18 protein-coding genes are annotated in these 15,837 nt (G+C 71.3%); 16 read left to right on the top strand and 2 right to left on the bottom strand.

From position 1 onward, the window contains the following. Window positions 1–16 precede the first annotated feature (16 nt). Window positions 17–604 carry an MFS transporter gene (locus AB0H43_RS08480; RefSeq protein ID WP_359998634.1) on the top strand — a complete coding sequence of 196 codons (588 nt, stop codon included), beginning with the start codon at window positions 17–19 and terminating at the stop codon, window positions 602–604. A 72-nt stretch (window positions 605–676) separates the two neighbouring features. On the opposite strand, the gene AB0H43_RS08475 is transcribed toward AB0H43_RS08480, so the two are convergent. Then, window positions 677–1,249, bottom strand: coding sequence for a DUF998 domain-containing protein (locus AB0H43_RS08475; RefSeq protein ID WP_359998347.1), 573 nt, complete (start codon window positions 1,247–1,249; stop codon window positions 677–679). 37 nt (window positions 1,250–1,286) lie between these two features. On the opposite strand from AB0H43_RS08475, the gene AB0H43_RS08470 reads away from it, so the two are divergent. Continuing rightward, complete coding sequence (locus AB0H43_RS08470; RefSeq protein WP_359998346.1) at window positions 1,287–1,658, top strand: hypothetical protein; 372 nt, start codon at window positions 1,287–1,289, stop codon at window positions 1,656–1,658. A 148-nt stretch (window positions 1,659–1,806) separates the two neighbouring features. Here the strand turns inward: AB0H43_RS08470 and AB0H43_RS08465 are convergent, their stop codons facing one another. Next, window positions 1,807–2,286, bottom strand: coding sequence for a prepilin peptidase (locus AB0H43_RS08465; RefSeq protein ID WP_359998344.1), 480 nt, complete (start codon window positions 2,284–2,286; stop codon window positions 1,807–1,809). Window positions 2,287–2,442: 156 nt separating this feature from the next. Between AB0H43_RS08465 and AB0H43_RS08460 the strand changes: the two genes are divergently transcribed. The 14 genes from AB0H43_RS08460 to AB0H43_RS08395 all read left to right on the top strand — a co-directional run bounded on the left by AB0H43_RS08460 (window position 2,443) and on the right by AB0H43_RS08395 (window position 15,825). Further along, window positions 2,443–2,970: a hypothetical protein gene (locus tag AB0H43_RS08460; RefSeq protein ID WP_359998342.1), complete on the top strand. Its 528-nt coding sequence runs from the start codon at window positions 2,443–2,445 to the stop codon at window positions 2,968–2,970. Beyond that, complete coding sequence (locus AB0H43_RS08455) at window positions 2,964–3,920, top strand: hypothetical protein (RefSeq protein WP_359998340.1); 957 nt, start codon at window positions 2,964–2,966, stop codon at window positions 3,918–3,920. The genes AB0H43_RS08460 and AB0H43_RS08455 overlap by 7 nt, the downstream gene beginning before the upstream one ends. Continuing rightward, on the top strand, window positions 3,917–4,579 hold the full coding sequence (locus tag AB0H43_RS08450) for an SAF domain-containing protein (RefSeq protein WP_359998339.1): 663 nt from the start codon (window positions 3,917–3,919) through the stop codon (window positions 4,577–4,579). The genes AB0H43_RS08455 and AB0H43_RS08450 overlap by 4 nt, the downstream gene beginning before the upstream one ends. Before the next feature lie 8 nt (window positions 4,580–4,587). Beyond that, complete coding sequence (locus tag AB0H43_RS08445) at window positions 4,588–5,487, top strand: hypothetical protein (protein WP_359998337.1); 900 nt, start codon at window positions 4,588–4,590, stop codon at window positions 5,485–5,487. A gap of 218 nt (window positions 5,488–5,705) precedes the next feature. Beyond that, window positions 5,706–7,163 (top strand): ATPase, T2SS/T4P/T4SS family, encoded by a 1,458-nt coding sequence (locus AB0H43_RS08440; RefSeq protein WP_359998335.1) that lies wholly within the window; start codon window positions 5,706–5,708, stop codon window positions 7,161–7,163. After that, complete coding sequence (locus tag AB0H43_RS08435; protein WP_359998333.1) at window positions 7,160–8,059, top strand: type II secretion system F family protein; 900 nt, start codon at window positions 7,160–7,162, stop codon at window positions 8,057–8,059. The genes AB0H43_RS08440 and AB0H43_RS08435 overlap by 4 nt, the downstream gene beginning before the upstream one ends. Next, window positions 8,056–8,940: a type II secretion system F family protein gene (locus AB0H43_RS08430; RefSeq protein ID WP_359998331.1), complete on the top strand. Its 885-nt coding sequence runs from the start codon at window positions 8,056–8,058 to the stop codon at window positions 8,938–8,940. The genes AB0H43_RS08435 and AB0H43_RS08430 overlap by 4 nt, the downstream gene beginning before the upstream one ends. A gap of 15 nt (window positions 8,941–8,955) precedes the next feature. Beyond that, window positions 8,956–9,138: a hypothetical protein gene (locus tag AB0H43_RS08425; protein ID WP_359998329.1), complete on the top strand. Its 183-nt coding sequence runs from the start codon at window positions 8,956–8,958 to the stop codon at window positions 9,136–9,138. 44 nt (window positions 9,139–9,182) lie between these two features. Beyond that, window positions 9,183–9,521, top strand: coding sequence for a TadE family protein (locus AB0H43_RS08420; protein ID WP_359998328.1), 339 nt, complete (start codon window positions 9,183–9,185; stop codon window positions 9,519–9,521). After that, complete coding sequence (locus tag AB0H43_RS08415; RefSeq protein WP_359998326.1) at window positions 9,518–10,066, top strand: TadE/TadG family type IV pilus assembly protein; 549 nt, start codon at window positions 9,518–9,520, stop codon at window positions 10,064–10,066. Before AB0H43_RS08420 ends, AB0H43_RS08415 begins: the two co-directional genes overlap by 4 nt. Further along, the gene (locus AB0H43_RS08410; protein WP_359998324.1) at window positions 10,063–10,464 is read left to right on the top strand and encodes a hypothetical protein; all 402 of its coding nucleotides are present in this window, start codon (window positions 10,063–10,065) and stop codon (window positions 10,462–10,464) included. Before AB0H43_RS08415 ends, AB0H43_RS08410 begins: the two co-directional genes overlap by 4 nt. A gap of 9 nt (window positions 10,465–10,473) precedes the next feature. Further along, complete coding sequence (locus AB0H43_RS08405; protein ID WP_359998322.1) at window positions 10,474–12,456, top strand: LysM peptidoglycan-binding domain-containing protein; 1,983 nt, start codon at window positions 10,474–10,476, stop codon at window positions 12,454–12,456. 91 nt (window positions 12,457–12,547) lie between these two features. Next, window positions 12,548–14,329, top strand: coding sequence for a hypothetical protein (locus tag AB0H43_RS08400; protein WP_359998320.1), 1,782 nt, complete (start codon window positions 12,548–12,550; stop codon window positions 14,327–14,329). Next, window positions 14,326–15,825, top strand: a complete 1,500-nt coding sequence (locus AB0H43_RS08395; protein WP_359998319.1) for an MFS transporter — start codon at window positions 14,326–14,328, stop codon at window positions 15,823–15,825. Before AB0H43_RS08400 ends, AB0H43_RS08395 begins: the two co-directional genes overlap by 4 nt. Window positions 15,826–15,837: the final 12 nt, after the last annotated feature.

Genomic DNA, 15,837 nt, shown 5'->3' with positions numbered 1-15,837 from the left:
CTAATATGGCCGGGTGATGATCGAGAAGAGCCCGACCGTCCGGCATCCACTATGGATGATCGTGGGACCGGCCCTCGGAACCATGCTGGCGGCGTACCAGATCGGCGCGCTGATCGGGCCGTTGCGGGAGACTCTCGAGCGGGACATGGGCTACAGCACGACGGTGAACCTCATCGTGCTGATGATTCACTTCCTGGCCCTGGGCGTCGGCGTCGTGCCCGGACTGCTGCTCGGGCGGCGTGCGCCCAACGCGGTGGCCGCTCCGGCCATCGGGTTGATGCTGATCGGCGTCGTGCTCCTGGCACTGGCGCCCGCGGCGTTCATGGTGATGGCGGCGTCGCTCTTCATCGGCTTCGGCAGCGGTGCGGTGCTCGGCACCGCGCTCGCACTGGCCGGTCAGGCGGGCGCGCGGCGTACGGCGATGCTCATCGCCGTAGCCGCGGTCGCTTTTGTCGGCTTGCTGTTCGGGCTGGTCCTCGGCTGGTTCTTGACGACCGCACTCAGTTGGCGGTGGGTGTACTTCCTGGCGGTGCCGATGGCGCTGGTCTCGCTCGTCGTCACCGGAGCCGGCGGGATCGTCGCGCCGACGAAGAAGTCCGCCTGACCGATCCCTCGCCGTGACGGCCGATCGGCGAGGGGACCCGATTGGCGAAGGTCGGCGGAGGGATGCGGCGGATCAGGAGCGGGACGTCCAGAAGACCGCGGTCAGCCAGCTCCACGCGAGGACGACCGCGACCAGGAAGCCGATCGTCGTCGGCCCGTGCGAGCCACTGGCGATGCCCGCGAACCCGGCGAGGAACACGACGCCGGTGATCCACGAGAACCACGCGAACCCCCGCCGGCCTGCTGCCAGGTACCGCCGTCCGAGAACGACGCAGGCGGCGATCAGGCAGAGGAAGCCGATGCCGCCGACGACGAAGTGCAGCGTGCCGTGCCAGCTCATGGTGTCGGTCGTCGTTCCGGCCGGAAAGCCCTGGGCCGGGTCGGCCCGGAAGACGCCGGCGCCGATCAGGCTTGCCCCGTAGATTCCGATGAGGACGCTGCGGAGGCCGATCGCGCCGAGCACCGTCAGGATGCCCGCGACGAGGAAGTCGGCGATCTGGATCCAGCCGAGGTCGCCGTTGCTGAGCAGGCTCCAGGCGTGCTTCGTGAGGTCGAAACCGTCGCGGGTGACGGCCTGCGTCAGCCCCACGACCAGGTAGATCGGACCGGCCAGGGCGCCGAGCGAAAGAAGTGTCCGAGGGTTCATGCCCGGTTAGACGACCGTCGCGGGGGAAACTCATCGCATGCTGTTGATCGTTGACGCCGCCAACGTCGTCGGGTCGGTCCCGGACGGTTGGTGGCGCGATCGCGCGGGTGCGGCGCGCCGGCTCCGCGACGCCTTGGCGCCGCTGGCGACCACCGGTTTCGCGGGCCACGAAGGCCCGCTGGACATCGTGCTGGTGGTCGAGGGCAAGGCCCGAGGCATCTCCGCAATCCCAGGGGTACGCGTAGAGCAGTCGCCCGGATCAGGCGACGACACGATCGCAGCGCTCGCCGCCGCCGAGCGCGACCGGGAGGGTGGTGTCGTCGTGGTGACCGCCGATCGTGGGCTCCGCCAACGGGTCGAAGCAGTCGGCGCGACCGTCGTCGGCCCCCGCTCTCTCCCCTACCCGTAGCCCGCACCTGTCCCATCCGCGTCGCGGCCCTCTGCGCCGCCGCGACCCGCCGTGCCATGCGGCGCCGCTGACACGCCGGTCGATCATGCCCGTTAGTTCATGATCGCGCGGAAAGGGCGGCGGGGCGGGCGGGTGAGCGCGCTGGGGGCTAGGTGAGGAGGGCGGGGAGGACTGCGGCCAGGAGGAAGGGGCCGAGGGGGAGCGCCGAGCGCCAGGAGACCCGGCGAAGGGCCAGCAGGACGAGCGCCGTCAGCGTCATCAGGAGGCCGGTCGCCAGCGCCCAGATCGGCACGGTCGACCAGCCGGCCCAGCCCAGGACCAGGCCGATCGGGAAGGCGAGAGCGGCGTCGCCGAGGCCGATGCCGCGCCGGGGCAGGGCCAGGAGGAAGAGGATCCCGGCCAGGAGCAGTCCGCAGAGGACGGCGGGGATGAGGCGTACCGGGGCGGCGCCGGCGAGCAGCAGCAGCGTCCCGCCCGACATCGTGCCGACGGTGCGGAGCGGCAGGCGGTGGGTGCGTACGTCGGTGATCGAGAGCAGCACGGCGTGGCTGATCCACCAGAGCGCTGCCAAAAGGGCGGCGACGTGGGAATAGACGGATCCGTCAGCCAGCACTGTACGTATGGACATTGATCACCCCTTGTTACATAGGCGTCGATCATCGTACGATCGCCCGCGAGAGCGCAATCGGTTGGTGACGGGGGGTAGGGACCAGCCGATGACGAGGGGGGATGCATGCCATCCGGCTTCTACAAAGGACGGATAGCGGCAACAGGGTTGATTCTGTTGCTGCAGTTGGCATCCGGCTGTTCCCCGCGGGCGGTCGAAGTCCCGTCCGCCGGTCCGCCGAGCAAGGCGGCGATCCAGTCGAGCCTCTCGCCGACCGATCAGCAGGCCGTCGACCAGGCCTGGTCGGCGTACCAGCGGCTCAACGCGATCTATCTGAAGGCGGCGCAGTCCGGCGTCTACGAGTGGAACGCCGACAAGACGAAGCGCCCCCTCTACCCGTACGCCGCCGGCACCTACATGTCGGCGTTGGAGCGCGACCTGGACATCATGCGGGAGCAGGGCTTCGTCCGGAAAGGCTCGCCGCAGGTGACGCTGCGCCGCGTGGTCAGCGTCAGCCCCACCTCGATCGTCGTGGAGGTCTGCGTGGACGACTCGGGAACCGACACCGTCAGCCGTAAGACCGGAAAGTCCGTCGTGAAGGCCGGGCAGAACCAGCGCTATCCGGTGACGATGCGGGCCGGGCTCTACCCCGACGCCAAGTGGCGCTGGGTGGAGTCGCAGGCGGAGCGGGCGGCGTCATGCTGAGGTACGCGAACCGGAGCCGCCGTTGGGCGTACCCCTTGGTCCTGGTGGTGATCGCGGCCGGAACCGTCGTCGCCGGCGCGAGCCCCGCGCAGGCCGACTACATCTACTGCCCGCCGGACAACGGGCCGTGCTACATCGTCGTCACCGGAGGTGGCGACGGTGGGGGAGGCGGCGGCGGGGGCGGAGGTGGTGGCGGCGGGGGCGGCCGGGACGTGTGCCTCGACCCGCAACTGGGCGAGATTCCGTGCTACCGCGACAGTCTGGGCTGGTACAACCCGACCGACGGCTGCTACTACGACCGGCTGACGTTGCCGCCGAGCGACCCCGCCTGGGGCGGGCACGATCCGAGCGACGGGTCGATCTACCAGAAGTGGTGCTACGACGGCGGCGCCGCAGGGTTCGTCAACTCGGGCATCGAGTTCCTGGCCGATCCGCCGCCCGGCTACGGCGGACTGCCGTCGGTGCTGGAGATCGCCTTGCGCGCGATCAACGCGTTGCCGATCGCCGGGCCGGCCATCGGGCTGGTCCCGCGACCAGGCAGCACCGGGCTGGTGGGGCTGCCCGTGTGGATGTGGACTGAGGTGACCCCGGAGACCTGGGGGACGCAGTCGGCGACCGCCTCGGTGCCGGGGCTGTCGGTGACCGCGACCGCTCGATCGCGGCAGATCAGCTGGGACATGGGCGACGGGTCCACCAAGGTCTGCCCGAACCAGGGCACGCCCTACACCGCCGCCGACGGCGGGAAGTCCTCGCCGACCTGCGGCTATCGGTACGAGGAGCCCTCGCGAGACCGGCGCCTGCCCGGGCACTTCGGGCAGTACCGCGTGGAAGGCACGACGACGTGGCACGTGACCTGGGTCGCGACCACGGGAGAGACCGGCGAGCTGGACGTGTCCCGGTCCTCGACGACGTACATCCGGATCGACGAAATGCAGGTGGTCACCCGATGAGTACCGTTGCGACCGGCAAGCCGCCCGCGCCGCCGCTGGCCGTGCCCCGGCTGGCCCCCCGCCGCCGGTCCTTCCTCCAAGGCGCGCTCGCCCTCCTCCTGATCATCGCCGGCGCGCTGACCGCCGGATACGTCGTGCAGCGCATCGGCGCCACCCATGACTACCTGGCGGTGGCCCGCCCGGTCGGGGCGGGCGCGGAGATCACCTCGGCCGACCTGGTCATCGTCCGGGTCAACTCGGCGCTCGGGCTGCGGCCGATCCCGGCCGGGCAGGCCCGTGACGTGGTCGGCAAGCACGCGGTGATGGCACTGGTCCCCGGCACGCTGCTCACCCTGGAGCAGCTCACCGACGACGCGATCCCCGGGCCGGGCAAGCAGCTGGTGGGGTTGCTCCTCAAGGAGGACCGGATGCCGGCGACCCGCGTACGCATCGGCGTCGAAGCAGTCCTCGTCGTGATCCCCGACAAGATCACGACGACGGCGCAGAACACTCCCGAATTGGTGCCGCCCCGGACGATCACCGCCCGGGTGACGGACGTCAAGCCCGGCCACACCGAAGGAGAGACGCTGGTCAACGTCGAGGTCGCCACCGCGGACGCGCCGACCGTCGCGGCGATGGCCGCCGACGACCGCATCGCGCTCGCCCTAACCGGAGCCTAGGAGGTGCGATGAGCTTCGTCGCGATCGTCTCCGCCAAGGGCTCCCCGGGGGTGTCCACCTTCGCGCTCGCCGCGACGTTGTCCGTGCCGGCCTCCGGCGCGCAGTCTTCCTCCGGTGGGGCGGTTCTGGCGCGGGATCCGGGATATCGCGGCTTTCCCGCGACGGAAGACGACGTTTTCCCGGATAGTGCGCGCAAGCCCGGTCCGGTGGTGCTCGCCGAGTGCGACCCGGCCGGGGGCTCGCTCCTCGCGGGCTACCTCAGCCGCTACGACCTCCCGACCGACCGGGGCGTCCTGCCGCTCGCGGGGGCCACGCTGCGGGGGACGGCCGTCCAGGAGCTGCCCGGTCTGCTCATCGACCTGGACAACCACAAGGGCGAACGGCTGGCGCTGCCCGGCCTGTCCGACCCCGCCCAAGGCGCGTCGCTCGCCCCGGCCTGGGCCGCGATCGGCGAGTTCTTCGCCGGGCTCAGCCGGGCCGGATGGACCGTCATCGCCGACTGCGGCCGGCTGGCCAGCGGATTTCCGCCGTGGCCGTTGCTGCGGCAGGCCGACGCCGTGCTGCTGGGCGTACGACCGGCGACGCTCGGCACGATCTCCCCGGCGGTGCCGGCGCTCGCGCAGCTTCGGCGCGAACTGCCCGCCACCGACGGCACCCTGGCTCTGCTGGCGATCGGCGGCGGCGTCTCGACCCGTGAACTCAGCCGGCACCTCATGGCGCCGGTCGTCGCCGAGATCGCCTGGGACACCGGCACGGCGAGCGCGCTCGGCGGCAAGGGCCGCGGTCGTCGGCGGGGGGCGTTGATGCGTACGGCGGCGCGGGCGATGCAGGCCACGCAGGCGATGGTGGTCTCCGACCGCGCCGCGCGGGTTCAGCTCCCGGCGCTGCCCGGAGGAGTGATCACATGACTGGCCTTCAGCCGGTCATCAGCCGGCACAGTGTCGCTCATGCGAGCGCCGGCCGCAGGTTGGTGATCACATGACTGGCCTTCAGCCGGTCATCAGCCGGCACAGTGTCGCTCATGCGAGCGCCGGCCGCAGGTCGGTGATCACATGACTGGCCTTCAGCCGGTCATCAGCCGGCACAGTGTCGCTCATGCGAGCGCCGGCCGCAGGTCGGTGATCGCATGACTCAGCCAGCGAGGTTGAACGGGCATGCGACGTCCGCGGTGGTTCCGGTGTCGGCCGCGCCGTTCGTGCCGAAGGCGGTCGATCTCGACTACTCGGTGGTACGCCAACTGCATACCCGGGTCACCGACAAGTTGAGTCAGCTGCTGGCCGACTCGGCGAACGTGACCGCGGCGTACCGGCGGGAGACGGCCGAGCGCCTGGGCCGGGAGGTGATCCGGGACTACGCCGCCGGGATGGCGCACGCCGGTCGTCCGGTGAGCCCGCAGGAGGAACGGGCACTGCTGGAGGCGCTGGTCGCCGGGATGTTCGGGGCCGGGCGGCTGCAGCGGCTGCTCGACGACCCGCACATCACCAACGTGCACATCATCGGCTGCGACCAGGTCCTGCTGCATCACGCGGACGGTACGCGCAGCCGCGGTGAGCCGGTGGCCGACAGCGACGACGAGCTGATCAGCATGTTGCAGGTGCTCGCGATGCGGGTCGCGGCAACCGAGCGGCAGCTCTCGGAGTCCAACCCGGAGCTGGACATGCAGCTGCCGGACGGCTCCCGGATGACGGTGCTCTACAAGGTCTCGCCGCGGCCGATCGTCTACATCCGCAAGCACAGCCTGTTCGACGCCTCGCTGGAGCAGCTACGGGATCACTGGGGCATGATCGACCTGCTGCTCTACCGGTTCCTCACCAAGGCGCTGGAGTCCGGGGCGAACATCATGATCGCCGGGCTGGCCGGGTCGGGCAAGACGACGCTGCTGCGGGCGCTGGCCCGCACGATCCCGGCGGGCGAGCCGTACATCACCCTCGAGGAGTCTCGCGAACTGGGCCTGCACGAGCCGGCCGGGTCCAACTGGGTGATCAGCCTGGAGGCGCTGCAGGGCCACGGCGAGTACGACACCGGCGGCCGGCGGCGTGGTGAGAAGAACCTCCACGACATGATGCCCATCACCCAGCGGCTCGGCGTACGCCGGGTGATCGTCGGGGAGACCCGGGGCCGCGAGATCGTGCCGATGCTGCGGGCCATGACGGTCAGCCGGGGTGCGATGTGCACCATCCACGCCCGGCAGGCCCGGGAGGTCATGGACTCGATCGTTCAGCTCGCCTGCTCGTACGGCACCGACATCGGGGCCGAGCAGGCGTTGCGGATGGCGGCCCAGGGCATCGACCTGATCGTCTACACCGCCGTCGTCGACGAGCGCGCGATCGGCGGGGCGGAGCACCGGTTCGTCTCCCACGTCGTCGAGGTCGGCGGCATGCGGGACGGTCAGGTGGTCACCACCACCGTCTTCGGACCCGGCCCGGACGGCCGCGCAGTACCCCGGCACCTGCCCGAACGTATCCGGGAGGACCTGCTGGACGTCGGCTACGACCTGCGGGAGCTGACGGCGTACATCGAGGCCGGGCCGCACAACCGGGGCGCGTGGGCGCATGAGCTGCACACTCGGCGGGTGCGCCGATGATCGAGCTGCTCGCGATCTTCGCCCTTCTCCTGCTCGGCGGCGGCATGGCGCTGGCGGTGAGCTTCGGCGTGGGGACGCGGAAGCCGGCCGGGCCGCCGTCGCCGATTGCGTTGTGGCTTCGCCGGATGGCCACCGGCGACCGCATCGACGATCCGGCGCACGCCCGGCTCCGGGCCGCTCTCCTGCTCGGCGGCGTGGCGGCGGCCGCGGCGACCTGGTTCCTGACCGGGTGGCCGGTCGGCGCGGCGATCGCCCTGGTCGCCGTACCGGGATTGCCGTGGCTGCTCTCGGCGGCGGGCGCGGAGAAACGGGCGATCGCCCGGCTCGGCGCGCTGGAGGCGTGGACCCGGCGGGTCGGCGACTACGTCCACAACGGACTCGGGTTGCAGGCCGCGATCGTGGCGTCGGCGCGGACCACCACCGTTCCGCTCATCGGGCCCGAGGTACGCAACCTCGCCGTACGCCTGCAGGCCGGGGTCGATCCGGCGGCGGCGTTGCGGGCGTTCGCCGACGAACTCGACGACTACAGCTGCGACGAGGTGGTCGCGCCGCTGATCCTGCAGCTCGCCGACGCGGGCGACGGTCTGCACAACGCGCTGGTCGACATCGCCCACGCCATCCAGGAGGAGATCACCACTCGTTCCACTGTCGACAGTGAACGGGCGCGGGCGCGGTTCACCGTCAAGTTCCTCACCGTCGCCACCGCCGCCATGGCGCTCTTCGGCGCGCTCAACGCGGGCGCGGCGATGGCGTACGGGACGGTCTTCGGGCAGATCCTGCTGGCCGTGCTCGCCGGGATCTACGTCCTGCTGATGCTCTGGATCCGGTCGCTGTCGTTGCCCGAGCGCCGTCCCCGGCTCCTGGGCGGGCCGCCGCTCGACGGAGGTGCGCTGTGATCGTCGATCTGTGGGTGATCGCCGCCGTGCTGGCCGGTGGACTGGTCGGCTTCGGCGTCTACCTGGCGGTCGTCGCTTGGCGTACGCCGGAGCCGGCGCTCGGCCCGGCGCTGCGGCGCCTGCATCCGCCCGCCACCGCGGGGATGCCCGGCCTGGCCGCGCCGTCGCACGCCCCGGTCGACCGGGACTGGTGGAACTGGGTCGAGCTGCCCAAGCAGGACCTGGAGATCCTCAACCGGACCCCGCAGGCGCACGCGACCACCGTCGTCTCGGTCGGCTTCGCCGCGATGCTGCTGCCCGGCCTGATCGCGGTGGCCGCCGTGATCCTCCAAGCGCCGTTCTCGCCCGCGGTCCCGCTGCTCATCTCGCTGGCGTTGGCGATCGGGGCGGGCTGGCTGACCCACCGGTCGATGCGCGCGGCGGCCCGGTCGGCGCGCTCGGAGTTCGTCCGGGCGCTGTGCACCTATGTGACGCTGGCCGCGCACCAGGTCCGGGCGGGCCATGGCGCGGTCGAGGCGATGGAGCGGGCGGCCAAGATCTGCCAGGGCTGGCCGTACGTGCGGCTCCGGTCGGCGCTGCTCACGGCGCAACTGCAGATGATCCCGCCCTGGGACGAGCTGCGGGCGCTGGCGCTGGCCATCGGCGTCGACGAACTCTCGGCGTACGCCGACATCATGCGCAGCGCCGGATCGGACGGCGCCCAGGTCTACCGGACCTTGCGCGCCCAGGCGGAATCGCTGCGCGATCAGGCTCGCGTACGCGCCCTGGAGGACGCGAAGAAGCGTTCCTCCAAATTGGACATCCCGGCCACGATGCTGGTCATGGTCCTCCTGGCGTTGGCCATCTTCCCGATCATGGCCAACCTGTTCGCCCAAACCTGACGAAAGGACTTCGTTATGCTGCGCAAGCTGTACGGGCGGATCCTGGTCCTGACCTCGCCCGCCGAACGGGACCGGGGCGAAGGCCCGGTGCCCTACATCATCCTGGTCGCGTTGATCGGCATCCTGGCGGTGGCGGTCTACACCGCCCTCAACGGCATCGTGACCGGCTGGCTCGGCCACGTCCCGAAGAACCCGTGACCGGGAACCGGTTCTGGCGTCGTCCGCTCCGCGGGGAGGGGCCGGTGGAGTTCGCCATCCTCACCGGCCCCATCCTCACGCTGACCTTCATGATCGTGCAGGCCTCCCTCGTCTGGTACGCCCACTCCGTCGCCCTCGGCGCGGCGACCCAGGGCGCGAACGCGGCCCGGCTCTACGGCGCGCCACCCGCGACCGGCAACGCCGAGGCGCAACGGTTCCTCGACCAGATCGGACCGGCCCTGACCGACACGACGGTCACCACGCGGATCAGCGGTGACCGGGTGGAGGTCGTGGTCACCGGGGAGGCGCAGTCGGTGCTGCCGTGGCTGACCTTCCACGTCCGCCAGACCGCGTCCGGCCCGATCGAACGGTGGATTCCATGACCGCCACCGGCCGCACCGCCCGCGCTGTGAGCGCTGGATCAGGGATCCGGGTCGAATCTTGGGGCAAGATTCGACCGAGATCCCTGATCCAGCTCAGAAGGAGCGGGGGCACGACCACCGCGGGGAAGTGGAGTCGGGGGACGATCGCGGTCGAGCTGGCGATCCTCACCCCGGCGGTGCTCGCCTTCTTCGCGAGCGCGATCATCGCCGGCCGGTACGCGATCGCGAAGCAGGCCGCGGACGCGGCGTCCTTCGACGCGGCCCGGACGGCGAGCCAGGCGCGAACCGCGCGGGACGCGACCAATCGGGCGCTGGCCGCGGCGCAGCGGTCGTTCGACGCGCAGGGCATCACCTGCCGTACGCCGGCCGACGTCGACGTCGACGTGAGCGGGTTCGGCGTACCGGTGGGGCAGCCGGCCTCGGTCCGGGTGACGGTCACCTGCGACGCCGAGCTCGGCGACGTCGCGCTGCCCGGTATGCCGGGGACGATCCGGCTCAGCTCGACTTTCGTGAGTCCCCTCGACACCTACCGGACGCGGTCATGAGACGGAGTCGGGGCAGCGTCTCGGTGTTCTTCTCGATCGTCGCGACGGGCTGGGTCAGCATCCTGGTGCTGATCATCGTGGGCGGTGGCCGGGTGCGGGCGTACCAACGGGCGGACAACATCGCCGCCGAGGCTGCCCGGGTCGCCGGGCAGGCCATCGAGCTGCCGCCCGCCGTCGAGGGCGGCGAGAAACGGATCGATCCGGCGCGGGCGCGGTTGGTGGCGCAGGCCTACCTGCGGGACGCGGGAGCGACCGGGACCGTGAACGTGGCGGAGGACGGGCAGACCGTCGAGGTCACCGCGACGGTCGGCTACGACAATCCCTCCGGCTTTCCCCTGCTGGGCGGCCGGACCTGGTACGCGACCGGGGCGGCGACCGCCGTGCTCCTGGTCGGGTGAGGAGGAGCCATGCGTCGGCTGGTCACCGCCTTCGCCGCCCTGCTGGGGCTGCTGTCCTTGGTGGCGGGGGCGCCGCTGCTGCTGCTCCGGGTCGGGTCGCTGCCTGATCGCGTACCCTCCTGGGCCGAGATCGGGGACGCGCTGGCCGCGCCGGACGACGGCACGCTGGTCCCGCGGATCTTGACGATCGTCGGCTGGCTGGCCTGGGCGAGTTTCGCGGCCGGGGTGCTGCTCGAGATTCCCGGGCGGCTGCGCGGCCGGGCGATCCGCGTGCGTGGCCTGCGGATGCAGCAGCGTGTCGCGGCGGCGCTCGTGGGCGCGATCCTCGCGGTCTTCACCGGCGGCGCGTTGGCCTCCGCCGCCCCGGTCGCGCGCCCGGCGGTCGTGCTGACGCTGCCGCAGGCGCCCGCACCGCCGATCGCGACCGTAGTTCAGCCGCTGCAGACCCAGCCGGTGGTCAAGCAGGCGGTGGTCCTCCAACGACCGGTCTACACCGTGAAACGGGGCGACTACCTGGGCAAGATCGCCGAGCGGTTCACCGGCGACTTCGAGCGCTACCACCAGATCGCGGCGTTGAACCCCAAGTTGGTCCGCAACCCGAACCTGATCCGTCCAGGGTGGCGGCTCACGCTTCCCGTCGACGCGCACGACCGTGGGCCGATGCGGCATGCGACGGGCCGTGTGGTCGTGCCCGCGCCGCCGAAACCACCGGCCGCGACGCCTCCACCCACCTCGGTGTCCCCGGCCGAGTCACCCGCCGCTTCTCCGCCGGCCACGACGACTCCGACTGGTACGCAGAAAGCCCGGGCCGAGGAAGGCGGAGTGAGTCCGCTGCTGGCCGTGCTCGCGGGGCTCGCCGCGGCCGGTGTCCTGACCGGGCATGCCGTGCTGTGGCGGCGACGGCTCGTCCGCATCCACCGTTACCAGGTCAGCAAGCATCGCGTACGCACCCGGGTGGAACCGGTCGGCGTCGAGTGGCCGGTCGAGGTCCCGCCCGTAGTGGCGCCGACGGACCGCACTCCCGACGGCTCGGCCGAGAGCGTCCCCGGCTTGATCTACGAGCCGAAACTGCGCCGACCGGCCGCCACCGCCGACCGGCTCGACGCCAGCCTCCGGCGGCTCGCGCTCGGTCTGCGTTCGCGGCCGGCCTGGGCGATGCCGGACATCTTCGCCGCCTGGCAGTACGCCGGTGAGCTGGGGGTGGTGCTCGCCGCGCCGTGCGGCGACCCGCCCGAGCCGTACGCGGCCCGCTCCGCCGACACCTGGGCGCTCCCGAGCGGGGCCGAATTGGACGCTCCGGACGACGCCCCGGCGCCGCTGCCCGGACTGCTGACCCTGGGCACCTGGCCGGAGGGCGGGGAGTTGCTGGTCGACAGCGAGCGTACGGGGTTGCTGACGCTGGTCGGCGATCCCGAGAACTGCGACGACCTGTTGCGGCACCTCGCGGCCGAGGCGGCGACCGCGGCTTGGGCCGACACGGCGGCCGTCCTCGTGAGCGGCTTCAACAGCACCGACACCCGGTCGCTGGGGGCGCTCAACGAATCCCGGGTGCGATCGATCCCGTCGGTCGAGGACGCCCTGTCCCGGGTGGCCCGCCGCGCCGTCGTCAACCGGTCGGTGCTGCGGGAGAGCGGCATCTCCGACACGATGTCGGCCCGGATCAACAGCGCCAGCGGTTCACTGTGGACGACGCACATCCTCTTCGTCGCCGACCCCTGGGGCCAGCACACCAGCGCGCTCGAGGAGCTGGACGCCCAGTTGGCCGAGTTCGGGCGGGTCGGCGTGTCGGTCGTGGCGACCCATCCGACCACTACTCGCTGGTCGGTGACGGTCGACGCGGGTGGCGCGCTCGACATGCCGTGGTTGGCGTTCACCGACACGACGGCCTGCCGGCTGTCCGGGACGCAGCTCGGCGCGCTCGCCTCGACCACCGGCAATCCCGAGTACGCCGGGATGCCGATCGCGGGGGCTCGGCACCGCTCCCGGACCTGACTTCAGCTGCTGATCCGCGTCGGACCCGGCGTATTCTGACATATCGGAATCACGCTGCTAAGTGGGACGAACACGGGTATCGGGGGAGTCAATGGTAGTCACGGCGACGACGCACGCCGATCCGCACCTCGAAGCGCGGCCGTCCCGAGTACGCCGGCTGATCTCCGTCGACGTGGTCGCCGTCGTTGTCTTCCTGGCGGCCGGAGTCTGGTTCACCGCCGCCCTGTGGCGTGATCCATCTGCGACGATCACCGCCAATCGCGAGGACCAGGCCTTCTTCGAATGGCTGCTCGCCCATGCCGCGCACGCCGTGACGCACGGCCAGAGCCTCCTGTTCGCGAGCGAGCTGAACACGCCGGCCGGCGTCAACCTCATGGCGAACACCTCGATCCTCGGCCTGGCGCTGCCGCTGGCGCCGGTCACCCTCCTCGGTGGACCGGCGGTCACGTTCACCCTGATCCTCACGCTCGCCCTCGTCGGCACGCCGATCGCCTGGTACTTCGTGTTCTCACGGCAGCTCGTCGGCAACCGCTGGGCCGCGCTCGCCGCGGCCGCCTTCTGCGGCTACGCGCCCGGCGTAATGGCCCAGGCCCAGGCCCATCCCAATCTGGTCGCCCAGTTCCTCGTGCCGGTGATCTTCTGGTGCGTCGTGCGCCTGCATCTCGCCCCGGTACGCCGTGGGCTGATCCTGGGTCTGCTGGTGGCGTACCAGTTCTTCATCAACGAAGAAGTGCTCTTTCTGCTGGCGCAGGCGTTGGCGATCACGGTGCTCGTGACGCTGGCGGGCACGCCCAGGCTGATCCTCGCCTCGTGGCGGCGGTCTCTCGGCGGGCTCGCCGTCACCGCGGCGGTCGCCGTCGTGCTGCTCGCGTACCCGATGTATGTCCAGTTCGCCGGCCCGCAGAGCTATCACGGCATTCCCGCGATCGTCAGCCGGTCCTTCAGCCTCGACGTGCTGTCCTATGTGTCGTTCCCGCCGGTGACGGCGTTCGGCGAGAATCCCGACGGGGCGAAGCTGGCGATCAACGCGACGGAGACGAACTCCTTCTTCGGCTGGCCGCTCCTCGTGGTCCTCGGCCTGCTGGCCTTGTGGCAGATCCGCACCCTCGCGATCCGGGTCGCCTTGGCGATCGCGGTGTGGTTCACCGTGCTGTCGTTCGGCGCGTACCCGAAGCTGGACGGGCACCGGATCGGCCCGCCCGGGCCGTGGCACGAGCTGATCAAGCTGCCGCTGTTCGACTCGGTGGTGCCGGCCCGGATGGGACTGGCCGTCATCCCCGCGTTGGGGGTGATCATCGCGGTGAGTCTGGATCGGCTAATGCGCCGGAAGGAGCGGCAGTGGATGTGGCCGCTGCGCGTGGCGGCCGCCGCGGCCGTGCTGTTCGCGCTGGTCCCGCTCGCCCCCAGGCCGCTCGCCGTCAGCTCGTCGACGCCGATGCCACGCTTTCTCGCCGACGGGGCCTGGCGGGCCTACGCGCCACCCGGAACGAGTCTCATGTACGCCGACCCGAGCTGGGTGGGCGACGTCGTCGCGATGCGCTGGGCGGCCACCTCGGGACTGGACTTCGCCCTGGCCCGCGGGTACTTCCTCGGCCCGGATCCCCGGTCGGCCGACCGGATCGCGATGTTCAGCACGCCGCACACCACGACGTCGGCCCGGATGCGGACCGCCGCCAAGACCGGTCAGGTGCCACGGATCGGGTCGCTGGAGGTCGCCGGCGCCGCGAACGACTTCGACTACTGGAAAGTCGGGGCGATCTTCCTCCCGGACGGCACACCCAACGCGGCGGCACTGGCCGAGACGATTCGGCTCCTCGTCGGGCGGCCCGGTGAACGCGTCGATGATGTGCTGGTCTGGCGGATCGCGTCGTGAGGTCGCGTACGGCGAATCGGTGGGCTGTGCTGGCGGTGCTCTGCGCCAGCCTGCTGCTGGTCGCGATGGACGCCACCATTCTCAACGTCGCCCTGCCCTCGTTGATCGACGACTTGGAGCCCGACGCGTACGAGCAGCTGTGGATCATCGACATCTACGGTCTCGTCCTCGGCGGCCTGCTCATCACGGCGGGCGCGGCCGGTGACCGGTGGGGCCGCAAGACCTTCTTCCTGGTGGGCTTCCTCCTCTTCGGCGTGGCCTCGATCGTGTCGGCCACTGCGGACAGCCCCGGCCGGCTGATCGCCGGTCGGGTGTTGCTGGCGGTCGGCGGCGCCATGGTCATGCCGTCCACGTTGTCGCTCATCCGGAACGTCTTCACCGATCCCCGGGAACGCGGGACGGCGATCGGGATCTGGGCCTCCGTGGCCGGGGCGGGCGCCGCGATCGGGCCGGTGCTCGGAGGCGTCCTCGTGGAGCATTACGGCTGGTCGGCGGCGTTCTGGGTGAACGTCCCGGTGGTCGTCGTCACCGTCGTCGCCGGCTGGCTCCTGCTGCCGGAGTCCCGGTCGCCGGGGCGTACGCGGCTGGACTGGCTCGGGGCGGCGCAGTCGGTCTTCGGCATGATCAGTCTCGTCTGGGGCATCAAGCATCTGGCCAGCGACGGGCTCGCCTCGTCCGCCCCGGTGGCCCTGCTGGCCGGGCTGGGGCTGCTCGCCTGGTTCGCCCGGCGGCAGCTCCAGCAGACCGATCCGCTGCTCGACGTACGCCTGTTCGCCAATCGCCCGTTCCTCGCCGGCGCGATCGCGACGCTCATGGCGATGATGGCGGTCGGGGCGGCGTACTTCCTGCTCTCCTTGTGGCTGCAGTACGTGCACGGATACAGCCCGGTCGAGGTGGGCGTACGCATGTTGCCGGGCGCCGTCGCCACCCTCGTGGGTGCGCTTACCGCCCCCTGGCTGGTACGCCGGCTCGGCGTCCACGCCATGCTCGCGCTCGGGCTGGGAGCGCTGGTCGTGGCGTTCGTCGCGCTCGCTGCGCTGCCGTTGACCTACGGCGTGGCGGCGTTGGCGCTGGTCGCCTTCGGACTCGGCGACGGGCTGGCGATCACCACGACGACGTCGGTCATGATCTCGGCCGCGCCCCCGGAACGGGCGGGCAGCGCCGCAGCCGTCGAGGAGACCTGCTACGAGCTGGGAATCGGCTTCGGGGTCGCGCTGCTCGGCACCATCGCCGCCGTCGTATACGCCTCCGGCGTCCACCAGCTTCCATTGAGCGAACCCGGCCGGACGGCGGTCGAAGAGTCCATCGGCGGCGCCGTCCACGTCGCCCGTACGCAGGGCACCCAGGTCAGCGCGTACATTCTCGAGGTCGCGCGGTCGGCGTACCTGCATGCGGTGACGGTGACCAGCGTGATCTCGGCGGCGCTCATCGCGATCGCGACCGTCGCGGCGCTGGCGTTGATTCCCCGCGGCTTCCGCGCGGACGCCGAACACTGAGGTTTGAATGTC

Source organism: Hamadaea sp. NPDC050747 (assembly GCF_040654195.1).
Lineage (GTDB): Bacteria > Actinomycetota > Actinomycetes > Mycobacteriales > Micromonosporaceae > Hamadaea.
Note: the sequence above shows the minus strand (reverse complement) of the source record. Positions and strands in the feature narration are given on the sequence as shown.

Bases quoted from the DNA above. Each gene is read 5' to 3' on its own strand.
- AB0H43_RS08480 (WP_359998634.1), top strand. From the start codon at position 17: ATGATCGAGAAGAGCCCGACCGTCCGGCATCCACTATGGATGATCGTG.
- AB0H43_RS08475 (WP_359998347.1), bottom strand. From the start codon at position 1,249: ATGAACCCTCGGACACTTCTTTCGCTCGGCGCCCTGGCCGGTCCGATC.
- AB0H43_RS08470 (WP_359998346.1), top strand. From the start codon at position 1,287: ATGCTGTTGATCGTTGACGCCGCCAACGTCGTCGGGTCGGTCCCGGAC.
- AB0H43_RS08465 (WP_359998344.1), bottom strand. From the start codon at position 2,286: ATGTCCATACGTACAGTGCTGGCTGACGGATCCGTCTATTCCCACGTC.
- AB0H43_RS08455 (WP_359998340.1), top strand. From the start codon at position 2,964: ATGCTGAGGTACGCGAACCGGAGCCGCCGTTGGGCGTACCCCTTGGTC.
- AB0H43_RS08450 (WP_359998339.1), top strand. From the start codon at position 3,917: ATGAGTACCGTTGCGACCGGCAAGCCGCCCGCGCCGCCGCTGGCCGTG.
- AB0H43_RS08445 (WP_359998337.1), top strand. From the start codon at position 4,588: ATGAGCTTCGTCGCGATCGTCTCCGCCAAGGGCTCCCCGGGGGTGTCC.
- AB0H43_RS08440 (WP_359998335.1), top strand. From the start codon at position 5,706: ATGACTCAGCCAGCGAGGTTGAACGGGCATGCGACGTCCGCGGTGGTT.
- AB0H43_RS08435 (WP_359998333.1), top strand. From the start codon at position 7,160: ATGATCGAGCTGCTCGCGATCTTCGCCCTTCTCCTGCTCGGCGGCGGC.
- AB0H43_RS08425 (WP_359998329.1), top strand. From the start codon at position 8,956: ATGCTGCGCAAGCTGTACGGGCGGATCCTGGTCCTGACCTCGCCCGCC.
- AB0H43_RS08415 (WP_359998326.1), top strand. From the start codon at position 9,518: ATGACCGCCACCGGCCGCACCGCCCGCGCTGTGAGCGCTGGATCAGGG.
- AB0H43_RS08410 (WP_359998324.1), top strand. From the start codon at position 10,063: ATGAGACGGAGTCGGGGCAGCGTCTCGGTGTTCTTCTCGATCGTCGCG.
- AB0H43_RS08405 (WP_359998322.1), top strand. From the start codon at position 10,474: ATGCGTCGGCTGGTCACCGCCTTCGCCGCCCTGCTGGGGCTGCTGTCC.
- AB0H43_RS08400 (WP_359998320.1), top strand. From the start codon at position 12,548: ATGGTAGTCACGGCGACGACGCACGCCGATCCGCACCTCGAAGCGCGG.